At 69.6% G+C, this 13377-nt stretch carries 13 protein-coding genes; 7 read left to right on the top strand and 6 right to left on the bottom strand.

Annotated features, from left to right (window positions below; all coding sequences use genetic code 11):
* Positions 1-86: 86 nt before the first annotated feature.
* The 5 genes from ACGFRG_RS32440 to ACGFRG_RS32420 all read right to left on the bottom strand — a co-directional run bounded on the left by ACGFRG_RS32440 (position 87) and on the right by ACGFRG_RS32420 (position 6942).
* Positions 87-245, bottom strand: coding sequence for a hypothetical protein (locus tag ACGFRG_RS32440; RefSeq protein WP_188271692.1), 159 nt, complete (start codon positions 243-245; stop codon positions 87-89).
* 119 nt (positions 246-364) lie between these two features.
* Positions 365-2227 (bottom strand): carbamoyltransferase, encoded by a 1863-nt coding sequence (locus ACGFRG_RS32435; protein WP_393269733.1) that lies wholly within the window; start codon positions 2225-2227, stop codon positions 365-367.
* 15 nt (positions 2228-2242) lie between these two features.
* On the bottom strand, positions 2243-4510 hold the full coding sequence (locus ACGFRG_RS32430) for an iron-containing redox enzyme family protein (protein WP_393269731.1): 2268 nt from the start codon (positions 4508-4510) through the stop codon (positions 2243-2245).
* 169 nt (positions 4511-4679) lie between these two features.
* Positions 4680-5717 carry an IopA gene (locus ACGFRG_RS32425; protein WP_393269728.1) on the bottom strand — a complete coding sequence of 346 codons (1038 nt, stop codon included), beginning with the start codon at positions 5715-5717 and terminating at the stop codon, positions 4680-4682.
* A gap of 64 nt (positions 5718-5781) precedes the next feature.
* Positions 5782-6942, bottom strand: a complete 1161-nt coding sequence (locus ACGFRG_RS32420; protein WP_393269725.1) for a sensor histidine kinase — start codon at positions 6940-6942, stop codon at positions 5782-5784.
* Between the two features lie 342 nt (positions 6943-7284).
* Between ACGFRG_RS32420 and ACGFRG_RS32415 the strand changes: the two genes are divergently transcribed.
* The 7 genes from ACGFRG_RS32415 to ACGFRG_RS32385 all read left to right on the top strand — a co-directional run bounded on the left by ACGFRG_RS32415 (position 7285) and on the right by ACGFRG_RS32385 (position 12225).
* Positions 7285-7479 (top strand): hypothetical protein, encoded by a 195-nt coding sequence (locus tag ACGFRG_RS32415; protein ID WP_393269722.1) that lies wholly within the window; start codon positions 7285-7287, stop codon positions 7477-7479.
* Positions 7480-7999: 520 nt separating this feature from the next.
* Entirely contained in the window at positions 8000-8644 is a 645-nt protein-coding gene (locus ACGFRG_RS32410; RefSeq protein ID WP_361432920.1) for a polysaccharide deacetylase family protein, read from the top strand.
* Between the two features lie 220 nt (positions 8645-8864).
* Complete coding sequence (locus ACGFRG_RS32405; RefSeq protein ID WP_361432923.1) at positions 8865-9422, top strand: GNAT family N-acetyltransferase; 558 nt, start codon at positions 8865-8867, stop codon at positions 9420-9422.
* A gap of 648 nt (positions 9423-10070) precedes the next feature.
* Complete coding sequence (locus tag ACGFRG_RS32400; RefSeq protein ID WP_361432926.1) at positions 10071-10268, top strand: hypothetical protein; 198 nt, start codon at positions 10071-10073, stop codon at positions 10266-10268.
* Positions 10269-10312: 44 nt separating this feature from the next.
* Entirely contained in the window at positions 10313-10540 is a 228-nt protein-coding gene (locus tag ACGFRG_RS32395) for a hypothetical protein (protein WP_393269718.1), read from the top strand.
* A gap of 216 nt (positions 10541-10756) precedes the next feature.
* Positions 10757-10975 (top strand): hypothetical protein, encoded by a 219-nt coding sequence (locus ACGFRG_RS32390; protein WP_393269715.1) that lies wholly within the window; start codon positions 10757-10759, stop codon positions 10973-10975.
* A 26-nt stretch (positions 10976-11001) separates the two neighbouring features.
* The gene (locus ACGFRG_RS32385) at positions 11002-12225 is read left to right on the top strand and encodes an aromatic acid exporter family protein (protein WP_361432931.1); all 1224 of its coding nucleotides are present in this window, start codon (positions 11002-11004) and stop codon (positions 12223-12225) included.
* Here ACGFRG_RS32385 and ACGFRG_RS32380 read toward each other — a convergent pair.
* The gene (locus ACGFRG_RS32380; RefSeq protein WP_393269749.1) at positions 12167-12859 is read right to left on the bottom strand and encodes a sigma factor-like helix-turn-helix DNA-binding protein; all 693 of its coding nucleotides are present in this window, start codon (positions 12857-12859) and stop codon (positions 12167-12169) included. The genes ACGFRG_RS32385 and ACGFRG_RS32380 overlap by 59 nt on opposite strands.
* Positions 12860-13377: the final 518 nt, after the last annotated feature.

The raw sequence follows: 13377 nt of genomic DNA, 5'->3' as shown, positions 1-13377 counted from the left end.
GAGTCCCGGAATAATCGAACTCGGCAGCCTGACCGATCACGATCGGACCAGAGCCGATCACCAGAACGGACTGGATATCGGAGCGCTTAGGCACGGCTGTGGTTCCAGTAGGTCCGGGCCGACGGGTCGGGCCTGCGCTTCAGGGGGTCGCGCAGCAGCCGTACCGCGAGGCCGACCGGTGTGACGACCAGCAGATAGACGATGGCGAGCAGCGTCGAGACGAACACGCGGTGTGCGGGAGCCATGGGGTGAGCCCTCTCATTGCGAGCTTCTGAGCTTCTGATCTTCGAGCCTCTGAGCTTCGAACTTCGGTCGTCGATCTTCGGTCCGCGGCGAACCGCGATCCGCTGGAGCGGGCGAAACGTCAGTCCAGCGGGATCAGTTCGCGCCAGTCCTCCTTCTCGGACCACTCCGGCTGAGCGGTCTTCTCCAGCAGGAAGTCACCCATGGCCAACGTGTCGATGTTGGTGCGCATGAAGCACCGGTACGCGTCCTCGGGGGTGGCCACGATGGGTTCGCCCCGTACGTTGAAGGAGGTGTTGACCAGGACCGGGCACCCGGTCGTCGCGTGGAAGTCGCGCAGGAGCCCGTACAGCCGTGCGTCCTGCTCCGGTGTGACCGTCTGGACGCGGGCCGAGCAGTCCACGTGGGTGACCGCCGGGATGGTGGAGCGGGGGATCCGGAGCCGGTCCAGACCCTGCGCACCGTCCAGGCCGCCGTCCAGCTCGGCGGTCCGTACACGCTGCTGTTCGGCGATGGGGGCGACGATCAGCATGTACGGGCTCGGCTGGCTCAACTGGAAGTAATCCTGGGCGTGTTCGGCGAGCACGATGGGGGCGAAGGGGCGGAAGGACTCCCGGAACTTGATCTTCTGGTTCATCACGGACTGCATCGCGGGGTTGCGCGGGTCGCCGAGAATGGAGCGGGCGCCGAGGGCGCGTGGGCCGAACTCCATGCGACCCTGGAACCAGCCGACGACCTTGCCCTCCGCCAGCTGCTCGGCCACCCTGCGCGAGAGCTCGTCGGGGCTCAGCCGGGTGTGCGGGATCGCGAGGGAGTCGAGGTACGCCTGGACGTGGTCGTTGTCGAACCCCGGGCCGAGGCGTGAACCGCTCATGGCGTCACGGGAGGCACGGGTCAGCGTGCGGTCCCGGGGCCGTCCCCGCTGCGCGAGCAGGGCCGCGCCCAGCGCGCCGCCCGCGTCGCCCGCGGCGGGCTGCACCCAGACCTCGTCGAAGATCTCGCGCTCGACGATCCGCCCGTTGGCCACGCAGTTCAGGGCCACGCCGCCCGCCATGCACAGCTTGGACTCACCGGTCAGCTCGCGCGCGGTCCGGGCCAGCTTGACCATGATCTCCTCGGTGACCAGCTGCACCGACGCGGCGAGGTCGAACTCCCGCTGGGTGAGCGGCCCTTCGGGCTCCCGGCGCGGCCCGCCGAACAGCTCCTCGAACGCCCGGCCGGTCATGACCTGCCCGTACAGGAACTCGAAGTACCGCGTGTCGAGCCGGAACGAGCCGTCGTCCTTCACATCGACGAGGTTCTCGCGGATCACCCCGGCGTGGACGGGCCGGCCGTACGGGGCGAGGCCCATCAGCTTGTACTCGCCGGAGTCCACCTTGAATCCGCAGAAATACGTGAACGCCGAGTACAGCATCCCGAGGGAGTGCGGGAAGGAGAGCTCGGCGACGGGTTCGACCCGGTCGCCCCGGCCGTGCCAGATGGAGGTCGTGGTCCATTCGCCCACCCCGTCCACGCAGAGCACGGCCGCCGACTCGTACGGGCTGGGCAGGAAGGCCGAGGCCGCGTGCGACTCGTGGTGCTCGAAGGACTCGATCTCCGGTACGGGGCCCAGGCCCAGCCCCGTGAGTGTGTCCCTGACCGTGCTGATCGTCCGCATCTTCCAGCTCAGCCAGCCCGGCATGACATCGCGGAAGGAGGTGAAGGAGCGGGGCGCGGTGCCCAGGTAAGTCGCCAGGACCCGGCGGAACTTGCGGGTCGGCCGCTCGTAGTACGCGATCCGGTCGAGGTCGCCGAGGGTCAGCCCGCTCTCGTCCAGGCAGTAGCGCAGGGCCAGTTCGGGGAAGGCCGAGTCGTGGCGGCGGCGGCTGAAGCGCTCCTCCTGGGCTGCCGCCGTGATGCCCTGGCCGGTGACCAGGGCGGCGGCGCTGTCGTGGTAGAAGGCCGAGAGGCCCAGAACGGTGGTTGCCGGTGCGTTGGTGGCCATGCGGAGGTCAGCTCCTCAGATCCGAGAGGTGCGGGTCGGACGGCGTGTGCGGTTCACCCGGCGGCTGCGGAGCGTCGCGTACAGCTCGGCGGCCGTACCGCCGGGGGGATTGAGCGAGCGATAGCCCACCCGGATCCGCGCCCAGACGGTGTCCTGCTGGCCGGGACCCAGTACCCCGGGAAGATCGGCGAGATAGGCGTCGATCGCGTCGGCCGCCCAGGCCGAGTGGCCGGTGGCCACGTTGTCGATCGTGTTGTGGAGGTCCACGAACTGGGTGCTGAATCCGTGGTGGCGCAGCGCCACGCGCGCGTCGCGGTAGCTGCCGCCGACTCCGGAGAGCTCCATGGCGAGGTTGAGGCCGAGGATCTCCGGCATGAAGGTCTCGGGGAAGCGGGACACGCTCAGCCAGAAGGCGGGCATGGCGAAGGCCTCGTCGCGGAACCCGGGCCAGTCGCTGAACTCCCGTGACGCGGTGGGCGGAAGGTCGATGCCCATGTCGCGCAGCAACGCGCGGTAGATGCGCGGATGGTTGAGCTCCAGCTCGCCGTTGCCCAGCTCGTCCCAGTAGGTGCGGAACAGGAAGTGGCCCGAGCGGGACGAGGCGTGCTGGTAGTCCGTGAACCCCTGGAGCCAGCCACCGTCGATCATGATGAGCGGGGCGAGCTGCAAGGTGGAGTCGATCAGCTCCGCGCGGCTGGGCAGGACCGCCTCGCCCCGCTGGAAGCTGTCGGCGTGCCAGTCGTGCGCGCGGGCCAGCCACTCCCGTAACCCGTTCTCCGGATCCCAGCGGGGCGGCAGCTGTTCCGGGGCGCGATCCATGGCGTAGCGGGACCGGGCCAGCCAGCGGGTCGCGTACGCGTGGGCGAAACCGCGCAGCTCCGCGGTGTCCTCACGGCCGAGGAGGGCGCGGTAGGCGGCGCGGGCGGCGGCGGTGGTCAGAGCACGCGGGGACGGGGGTGGGACGATGCTCGTCCTCGTCGTCCCGGCCGCCAGGTCGCTGCCCTGGGTGTGCCAGGAGTCCTGGGCGCGGTGCAGTTCCCGGTGGGGGGCGGACTCGGTCCCGGGCAGCGGGTGGAGTACCGAACCCTCTTCAGGCAGGAGCGCGATCCACCGGTGGAGGGTGGCGATCTCCTCGTCAGTGAAGATCCGGAACATCGGCCCTTTCGGTCCGATCAGCCGCCCGAGCAGCGGGCTCCTCTCCGGCTTTCCGGGGCGTACGAGAGGGCTCTTGGCCAGCGCCGTCAGGAACGGTCGCGGGCCCGCGTCCACATCCGCGAACCACTCGGAGAGCGGGCGCCCGGCGAGTTTGAAGCGGGAGTGGTAGACCGCCGCCTGCCGGGCCCGGGCGTGGATCAGCCGCCACACCCCGTAGTCGGGGTGCCGGGACAGCGCCGCCTCGCCGTGCAACCGCTCGCTCCACGCGCGTATGGCCCGCAGTGCCCAGCGGAAACCACCGAGGAGCCGGCGCGTCGCGGCCTCGCCGCCGGACGGGCCTTCGAGGGCGTGCCGGTCCGTCAGGTACGCGCGCGTGGCGGCCAGCGACAGCTCGCGGCCGTTCGCCGCGGTACCCGGGCGTGGACCGCCCATGTCGAGGGCGTGCGGGTCCACGCCCCCGGAGCCGCCCGCACCCAGCGCCGCCGCCAGCGCGGGCAGCAGTCCCACGGTGCGCAGACACAGATCGGCGCCGAGGATCTCCGGCAGGAACGCGTCGGGGCGCCGGCTCATCGCGAGCAGCAGCGCGGGCAGCCGGAAGCTGAAACCCTCGATGTGCTCGCTGCTCGCCAGCTGCACACCCGGCAGCTCCTCCACGATCCCGTGCCCGCGCAGCAGCGCGCGGTAGGTACTGCCCCGGTCCGCCAGCGGACGGCCCGCGCCCACGTCGGACGCATACAGGGAGAGGACTCTGAGGACCGGTTCCGTCTCGGAGTTGCCGGGGCTGGCGATCCACTGGAGCCAGGCTCCGGCGCTGAGGGCGAGCGGGGCGCAGTTGCGCAGGACACGGCGTACGGTTTCCTGCTGTTCTGGCCCGGCGGGCCCGGGACCGGGCGCGCCCAGGACGGCACGGAAACGCTCGGTCTCCTGCGCGCACCAGCGCTCGGCCGCCTCGATGAGACCGGGCAGCTCCTGTTCGTCGGCGCCCGTTCCAGCGCCGGTGCCGACGCCCGTGTCGTCGTCATCCGTCGCCAGTGCCGTACGTACGTGGCGCAGATCGTCGGTGCCGAGCGACAGCGGGCCCTCGGGAGCCAGGGCGCGCAGATAGAGGCCGCGGTAGCGGGAAGACATGGCAGTGGCTGACCTTCCCCTCAGAACATCGGGTAGATGGAGCTGTCGTTGCGGCGCTTCTTCTTTCGTCGTTTGAACAGCGCGGCGAGCTTTCGGAGCATGGCTGATCACCTCACTTTCGGGTGGGTGAGTGGGTGTGGTTCAGCGGGTTCGGCTCAGTGGGTGTGGCTCAGCGGTCGAGCCCGAACTCCGCCTCGATGAGGCCGGTGACCACGCGGTTTCCCTCGTCGGTGAGGTGTGTCTGGTCGAGGAAGAGCCAGCGGTCGCGGTCCGGCGAGGCGTTCAGTGCCCGGCTGGCGTCGAGGAACGGGACCCCGCGCTGCTTGCAGGCGGCCTCCACCTGCTCGGCGTACGCGGTGTGGACGGCGGGGTCGAGGATCTGCTTGAAGAGGTCCCACATCCGGGCGCGCTCGGTGTCGTTCTCCTCGATGAGGAGCCGCTCCTCCGGCGTGAGGCGCTTGCCGGACCAGGACGCGGTGGGCTGGAGTACATAGCAGACGCGGGCGCCGGTCGGCGCGGCGAGTTCGAGGAGCCGGTCGAGATCGCGGGCGGTGTTGCGCAGCGCGATGGCGATGCGCTCCTCGGGGTCCGCGAGCGCGGGCTTGTCCTCCTCCAGCGCTCCGCCACGGCCGATGCGGCGGGCCGCCTGGGCGAGCTTTCCCCGTGCCCAGCCGGGCTGTTCGCCCTGGTCCACGTTGGACGCGCCGAGCTGGCGGAAGAACTCGCCGGAGAAGAAGAACTGCCCGTAACCGGAACCCGCCATGGGCAGCCCCGCGACGACCAGGTTGTTGAGCCCGGAGAACACGACGATGTCCCGGATGGCGGGAAGCAGTTCGCGGTGCATCAGGAAGATGAGGACTTCCTGGGACGAATTGAAGGCGGGGGCCGCGAGATTGAGCCAGGTGGCCGACGACGCCCCTTGGGAAAGCAGTGAGGAAAGGGTGGTGGCGTCGCCGGTCGCGCCGAATCCGAATGCGGGGGAGGCGCCGAGCAGAACGCTCACCTCGCCCTGGGGAAGCGTGCCCCGGAGCGAGTACGAACCCGATTTCCCGGCCGACAACCGGAACCCGCCCGCATCGGTGTTCACCACCGGGGAGCGGAAGTCGGGGCGGTTGAAGAACATGACGTACGGCATCCAGCGGATGTCACCCGTGGCGAATTCCTCGTAATGCCTCATGTGCGGAGTCAGCTTCTTCTGCTGTTCCACTGGTTCCCCTTAGAGCCGATGGGAGCCCACGGCGGGACCGAATGCGTCCGGGCATTCGGTCCCGTCAATTCCGTTCGCTCGGCTGCCGACTCTCGGGACCAGGGCTTGAGCACGGCTCGAAAGCCGTCGGAGCAGGGGTGGGTTCTTGCTGCAGCAGCGGGCATTCGGCCTCCAGGCGGAACCAGCCGCCGTCCGCCGAGGTGCGCAGGCTGCCGTCGACCGCCTCAAGGCGGGCCGCCATGTTGTCGAGCCCGCTGCCCCGGCGCTCCGAGGCGAGCGGCGCGAGCGAGCCGGAGGCGCCGTCGTTGGCGACGCTGAGCCGGATGGTGCGGCCGCGCAGCGTGGAGTGGCGCCTGAGCTGGATCCGGCACTGCGTCGCCTGGCTGTGCCGCAGCAGATTGGTGACCGCCTCGCGCAGGACGACGGCCAGGACGCCGCTGACCCGGGGCTCCACCTTGTCGAACTCGCCCTGCACGCTCACCGTGAGCCCGGCGGAGTCGAGGACCCGGGAGGCCAGTTCGATCTCCTTGGACAGCAGCATCCTGCGGTTTCCGTGCACGACGGATCGGATCTCGGCGAGCGTTCTGCGGGTGATCTCCAGCGACTCGGAGAGCTCACGCCGGGCCCGTTCGTCATTGGTGCCGATCAGTCGGTACGAGAGCTCGCTCTTCAGGGTGATCGCGGAGAGGCTGTAGCTGAGTACGTCGTGCAGATCCTGGGTGAACCGGAGGCGTTCCTTCGACACCGCCACCCACGCCGTCTCCGCGCGCCGCCGGTGCAGATCGAAGACCAGATCCCCGAGTCGGCTCAGCGCGAAGGTGATCAGACCCACGGCACAGGTGGCGAGCGCCATGAAGAGCGTAGTGAGAAAACCGTCCTCTTCGGCCAGGGCTATCAGTACGACAGAAATCGCGATGAGCCCGAAGAGAGACCAGCCAAGACGGGGACCGAGAATGACGGTCGCGGCGCCGGCCAGAAATCCGCACATGATGCCTGATTGATGGCCGGTCTGCACGGGCGCGAAAGCGATGAACGCCTGTAACCAGAGTGTCCAGCGTCCGTACCGGGCCCGTAGCCGCTGGGTGTACGGACTGCAGTGCAGCATCTGAATCGCATAGCAACAGACCACCAGCACGATCGAGCTGTACGAATCGAGTGAACTGTCCGATATCTTCAGCAGGTTGGCCAGCCCGATGGCGGCGAAACCCGCGTACACCGCTGCCATCAGGTAGACGGCATACCGCGGAGCCATCATCGCGGAACGGGCAGGTCGAGCGAGGTACCCGCCAACGGTTCGATGGATTTCTCCCGCGTACCGACCATCTGGGTACCTCGCGCTTCTGGTGGGGGTCAGCGAAAAGACACGCGATCACGACTCCTACCCAGGCCGGTTGAACGTAAAACCGGAGTCTGTGCTAACTGCAAATAGCTGGCCGAAACACCGTGGTTGCGGCCGACGACCCGAGGCGTCCTCGACCACGAGTGGAGGCTTCGGGCCTGTCATTCGGGCCTGTCATACGTGCCCGGGCCTGTCATACGGGCCGGGTAGGGCACAGGGAGGTGCGGCATGGCTGATCCTGATGAATTCGACGTCAGCGCACGGGGGTTGCTGCTGTCCGTCTTCGAGAACGCACGGAGCTCGCTGGTGGCGCGGGTGGACCACGGCGCCTCGGCCGACGGGGGTGCGGCTCGCGCGGAGGCGCATACCTCCAAGGTCTGGGCGTCGGACGATGTCGATGTCCCGGTGCTGCGCTCTGCGTGATCTGCGATGTCCGGTTGCGAATTTCGGTTGCGCATAGGGGAGCCGCGCGGCAAGTGCCGCAGTTCGCGGTAGGCGGCCGAAGAGCCTTGCCGCCCTTCCTTGGGCAGATGCCGCGTCGTGCTCAGCGGGAGGGCGCGGCCGCCGCCCGCTCGACTCGGCGCGCCGTACTGTCGCGCTCACGGCGTCGGCTGCCGTCATCACCCCTCAACGTCGCTAGGCTGACCTCGTGCGGCGAGGGGCGCTGTGCGGGTTCGGAGGATGCGGCGCGATGGGTGTGAGTAGTCGGCGGACGGTGCTGGCGGTTGTGGCCGGTGGGCTGCTCGCCGGGTGTTCGGGACAGGGCTCCCCCCGGGCCTCGGGGGAGGGGAAGTCCACCCCTGCCTCTCCTGCCGCGCCCTCCGCGTCGGCGACACCTTCGCTACCTTCGCCCCAGGCCTCCGAGCCGGTCGCCGGTGCTCCGACGCGGGCCGAGATCGTCGCCCGGTACGGCAAACAGACCCCGCACAGTTGGGGGCTGACGGTGCCCGGGGCGCTGTCCCGGCTGCCGGGCGGCGGGAAGACGGCCGCGCTGACCTTCGACGCCTGCGGCGGCAAGGGCGGCAGCGGCTACGACAGCGCGCTCATCGGCTTCCTGCGCGAACGCCAGGTCCCCGCGACCCTCTTCCTCAACTCCCGCTGGATCGACGAGAATCCGGCGATCTTCAAGCAGCTCGCCGCCGACCCGCTCTTCGAGATCGCCAACCACGGCACCCGGCACCTCCCGCTCTCCGTCTCCGGCCGCTCCGCCTACCAGATCCCCGGCACCCGGAACGCGGGCGAGGTCTACGACGAGGTGTCCGGCAACCGAGCCAAGCTCACCGGACTGCTCGGTCGTCCGCCGCGCTTCTTCCGATCCGGGACGGCCTACTGCGACGACGTGGCCGCCAAGATCGTCACCGATCTCGGGGAGCGTTTCGCGAGCTTCGACGTCAACGGCGACGGCGGCGCGACCTTCACACCCGCGCAGGTGGAGCAGGCCATGCGGGCCGTGCGCCCGGGCTCGGTCGTCATCGGCCACATGAACCATCCGCACGGCGGCACCGCGAAGGGTATGCGCGCTGCCGTGCCGCGCCTTCTCGACAGCGGCTATCGCTTCGTACGCCTGTCGGACGCGGTCACGGCCTGACCCGCGGGCCTGGGACGGGGGCGTTCAGCTGCCCTCGATGCCCGCCGAGCGCATGCTGGTGACCGCGCCGGGGCCGGTGTCGAGGACCGCGTGGACGGTGTGTCCCACAGTCACGGTTGACTGCCGAACGTCCCCTGTATGCCGTGATGACACTGCATGCTCCGCCCCCACCTCGGCCGAAAGTCGCCAATACCGCTCAGACCGGTCGTACGTTCGTGCCATGACCATTGACGACGCGCCCCTTGTGTACCGGTTGGCTCGCCCCGAGGACACCGAGGCCATCCAGAGCCTCGACGGCTCCTTCACGACGCACTCCGTGTTCCAGGTGACCGTCACCGATGACGGGTTCGGCCTCCGGGAAGTCCCGGTGGACCCGCCCATCCACAAGGTCTTCCCCGAGGAGGAGCCCTCGGACGACGGGGACGACGTGGCGGACGCGGACGCCCGGACCTGGGTCGCGCTGGCCGGCGGCGAGCTGGCCGGCTTCGCCGCCGTCTCCTACGACCCGTGGAACCGGCGGCTGACCATCGAGGACATCGAGGTCTCGCCCGCCCGCCGTGGCCAGGGCGTCGGCCGCACCTTGATGGACCACGCCGTCGGCTTCGCGCACGAGCGCGGCGCCGGGCACATCTGGCTGGAGGTCACCAACATCAACGCCCCCGCCATTCGCGCCTACCGGCGGATGGGCTTCGCCTTCTGCGGGCTGGACACCGCCCTCTACGAGGGCACGCCCTCGGCCGGTGAGCAGGCCCTCTACATGAGCATGCCCTGCCTCTGAGCCGCCAGCAGCCGGGTTGCGGCGGGGGCGGACCCGTCGATGAGAGCGACCGTCACGGTCGGCAGCCAGTCGGCCGGTGCCGCCCCCGTTGCCGGGCTGTACCACTCGACGGCGCCTGACGGGTGAAAGACCACGTCAGGCGCCGTTTCCTGCGCAGGAGCCCGACGGCGACGGGGACACCCGCCTCGGTCATCATCAGCGCGTGCACGGCCGACTCATGGACCCCCGATGTGTCCTCGATCCTCGTACGCCGGTGCATCCACCAGTCGGCGACGCCCGGCAGCACCCACAACGGGAGGGCTGAACAGGAACCGCCGGTTGGCGTCCTCGACTCCGGACACGGGCGAGGAGATCGGGAGGTCGGGCCCCCGCCGCCAGCGAGCCCAGGTGCGGCCCCGCGGACCTACGGGTACGGGTGCGGTGGGAGTCGGCATGGCGATCCTTCTCGTCGCTGCTCGTGTCGTGATCTTCCTCGTACGGGCTGTGCGGACCGTACGGACAAGCCTCCCCCCGGGTGACCGGTGCCGCCTTTCGAAAACGTGGGTGGTCACCTGCGTGTGCGCCGACGGGCGCCCGGGCTTACGAGACACGGTCGGCCGCGGAAGCGAGTCGCGCCTCCTGGCCGAGCGCGGCGAGCGGGTCAGGGCGATGACACGGAACCCGCAAGGCGCGAGTCTGCCGGTGGAGGCCGTACGGGGAGACTTCGATGACCGTGGCTCCCGCGACAGCGCGGTGGCCGGGGTCGACGCTGTCTCCCTGCTGGACGCGCCGGGCACCTGGATCGAGCGGCACGACCTGGCGATGCTCGACGCTGTGCAGTCCCACGGCGTCGGGAAGGTGGTGTAGCTGTCCGCCATCGGCACCGAGGAGAACACCGAGCTGAGGGTCGGGTGCTCGGCCGGTCCATCGATACCGTCGACGTGCCGCTGGAGGCGGCGAGGGAACAGATGATCGCCGTCGGCCGGGACCCGGACTTCGCTGACGGAGCGATGCGCGGCCGGCGGTTCATCGCGGAGGGGGCAAACGCCCGGCTTACCAACGACGGGGCAAGCGTGATCGGCCGTACAGCGCGCACCTACGAGACCTGGGCCGACGACCAGCGGGCCGCGTTCGACTAGGTGGTCGAATGCGTAAGTCCTTCGGGGTAGAAGATCACGCTGCGGCGCGACGGTGGATTCTTCCTTGTGATCGGTGGTGTGCCGGTCGAGAGGCACGCTGCGCACCTATGCCACGGAAGTCACCCCCGACCACTGCGCCAACCGTTTCCGCCACGAGCAGCGCCCGCTGGAAGGGGCCGAAGGGCCGCCTTCCTGCTCTGCGGCTGTCTGATGGCGATGGCCGAACACCAACAGGGCAACCAGGCCGAGGCCGTGCGATGGTTCGAACGCAACCGTTCCGCCTGTGGTCCGCCCGGACTGTCCGCCGAGGAGTACGACATCAGCCAGCGCCAGCTCCGCGGCCACCTGCCCGAGGCCCTCGTCCACGCCCTCGTCCACGCCCTCGTGCCGGAGAGCGCCGTCCGCCTCGCCGCCCCGCCCGGCCCCTGCCCGTGAAGAGGGAGGGTGTGGGAGGTGCCCGATTGCCCGAGTTCGCTGACCCTCTCCTCGATTTCGCGCGCCGTCGCCGGGAACCCGCGGTGGTACAGACCCTGCGTTCCACGGCGGCCGCGGTCATTTCCTACGTGGTGGCACTTCAGCTGAGCAGTGAACCCGCGCCGCTCACGGCGCCGTTGACAGCTCTGCTCGTCGTGCAGGTCACCCTCTTCACCACCCTCGTCACCGCCGTGCGCAGGGTGAACTCCGTGGTGGCGGGTGTGCTGCTGGCCATCGGCTTCAGCGCTCTGGTGGGCCTGACCTGGTGGAGCCTGGGGCTGATCATCCTGGTGGCGCTGGTGGTCGGGCGTTTCGTGAAGGCGGGCGAATTCGTCCCCGAGGTGGCGATCAGCGCGATGCTCGTCCTCGGGGTGACACGGGTTTCGGCGACCGCCTGGGACCGCGTCCTTGAGACGCTGATCGGCGCGGGCGTCGGCATGCTGTTCAACGTGCTGCTCGCGCCGCCCGTCTGGGTCGAGTCCGCCAGCGGGGCCATCGAGGAGCTCGCCGGGCGGATGCGGCGGTTGTTGCTGGACCTGGGGGAGGAGGTCGGCGGCCACACGCCGGTGGCGCAGGCGGCGGCTCGGTTGCACGAGGCCCGGCGGCTCGACCACGACATCGTGCAGGTGGACGCCTCGCTGCGGCAGGCCGAGGACAGCCTGCGGCTCAACCCGCGCGTCAAGGAAGGGCTGCTGTCGCGAGTGGTGCTGCGCACCGGCCTCGACGCCCTGGAGATCTCGGCGGTGGTGCTGCGGGTGGTGTGCCGGTCGGTCACCGACCTGGCCAAGGAGCGAACGGAGGAAACGCTCTTCGAGACGGAGGTGAGTCTCGCGCTGAAGGATGTCTTCGAGCATCTGGCCGGGGCCGTGGAGAGCTTCGCTGTGTTGATCACCACGCAGGTCAGCGCGAATGGCGAGGAAGCGGAGCAACGGCTGACAGCTGAACTGACGGCCGGGCGCGCGAGCCGTGATCGGGTCGCCGGCCTACTGCTCGCCCAGGTGCAGCGGCATCCTCGGCAGTGGCAGTTGCACGGCGCGCTGCTCGCGGAGATCGATCGGATCCTCGACGAACTCGACCTGGAGGCGCGGTCGCAGCGCCTCATCGAGGAACTCGACCGGCAGGCGCGAGAACAGCGGGAACGCTATCGCCTCGTCAGCCGCGTCCGACAGCGCTTGCGGTTGCGGGAGCCCGACGAAGAGCGGGGCATCTGACACACCGGCCGCCACACTGCCCCCGGCCGGGATGGCGGCCTCGTTGGCGATCGGGCCACATGGCCTCGTCGCGCAGGAGCTCGCAGCACTGTCCGAGCAGGCGGCACACCTGCATCTGGGAGATGCCGAGCTCACGGCCGATGTTCTTCTGGGCCATGCCCTGGAAGTAGCGCAGGTACAGGATCCGTCGTTCGCGGACGGGCAGCGCGTGCAGCCCGGGCTCGACGGACTCGCGCTCGATGAGCGCACCCCCTCGACGCGGGCCGGGGCCGCCTTCTCGCCCAGGGCGAGCGCGATCTGCTTCGCCCGCATCCCGCCGTCGGCCTCCGGCTCCGGGACCGCCAGGATCCGCTGGTACTCCGGTGTGAGCACCTGCGCCCCCACGCCCTTGGCGCGGTGCGGCACCATCGAGCGCGGCGCCGCAGCGACCTGGACCTGCCCCGGTGTCTCGGCGTCCGGTTCGGCCGGCACCTCGGTGACAGTCTGTCGGGCCTGACCGAGCCGTTCCCGCGGGGCTTCCGCAGCGCCGAGCGCGGCCCGGCCCCGCTCGGCCTCGTCCCGCAAGCGGGCCACCCCCGCGCGGACCTTCTTCTCCCGGGGCTCCAGCAGACCGAGCACCGACGGCATCAGCCACTTCCACGAACGCGACGCGAGCGGACGAACGCCCGAACTCTTACGTCACCAACCGCAGTCCATGCCCGCCAGCCAAAACCCGGCGATTCACATTCGGAATGCGGATGGCTTCTGACACCACCCCACAAATTCACGACAGCGCGCTTGCGGGCTGCTGTGCGTACCTTCGGCTGCCAGGTGCGGCCTACCGCTGATTCGATGCGAGAGGCGAGGACGCCCGGCAGACTCCTCTATAAGCCGTCCTTGTGGTTTCCCAAGGAATACCCCGGGTAACGTGATCATGGGTAACAGCCTTGCCACGCTGCGCCGTTGCGCACAACCGGATTACACCATTCCATGGTAACGATCTTGTTACGGCAATGAGTCTCAATCTGCCAGGGATTGGCATGGACCATTTGTTTCCGGCCGGTAAGCATGCCGACTCCGCAGTCAGTTGACCGGCGATCACTCCGCTTCCCACCCTCTCGGCCGACATTCGCGGCCCGTTCCCGCATCAAGATCAAGACTGTCGGACACCGC

The sequence above is a fragment of the Streptomyces sp. NPDC048696 genome (genome assembly GCF_043198895.1).
Classification (GTDB): Bacteria; Actinomycetota; Actinomycetes; order Streptomycetales; family Streptomycetaceae; genus Streptomyces.
Note: the sequence above shows the minus strand (reverse complement) of the source record. Positions and strands in the feature narration are given on the sequence as shown.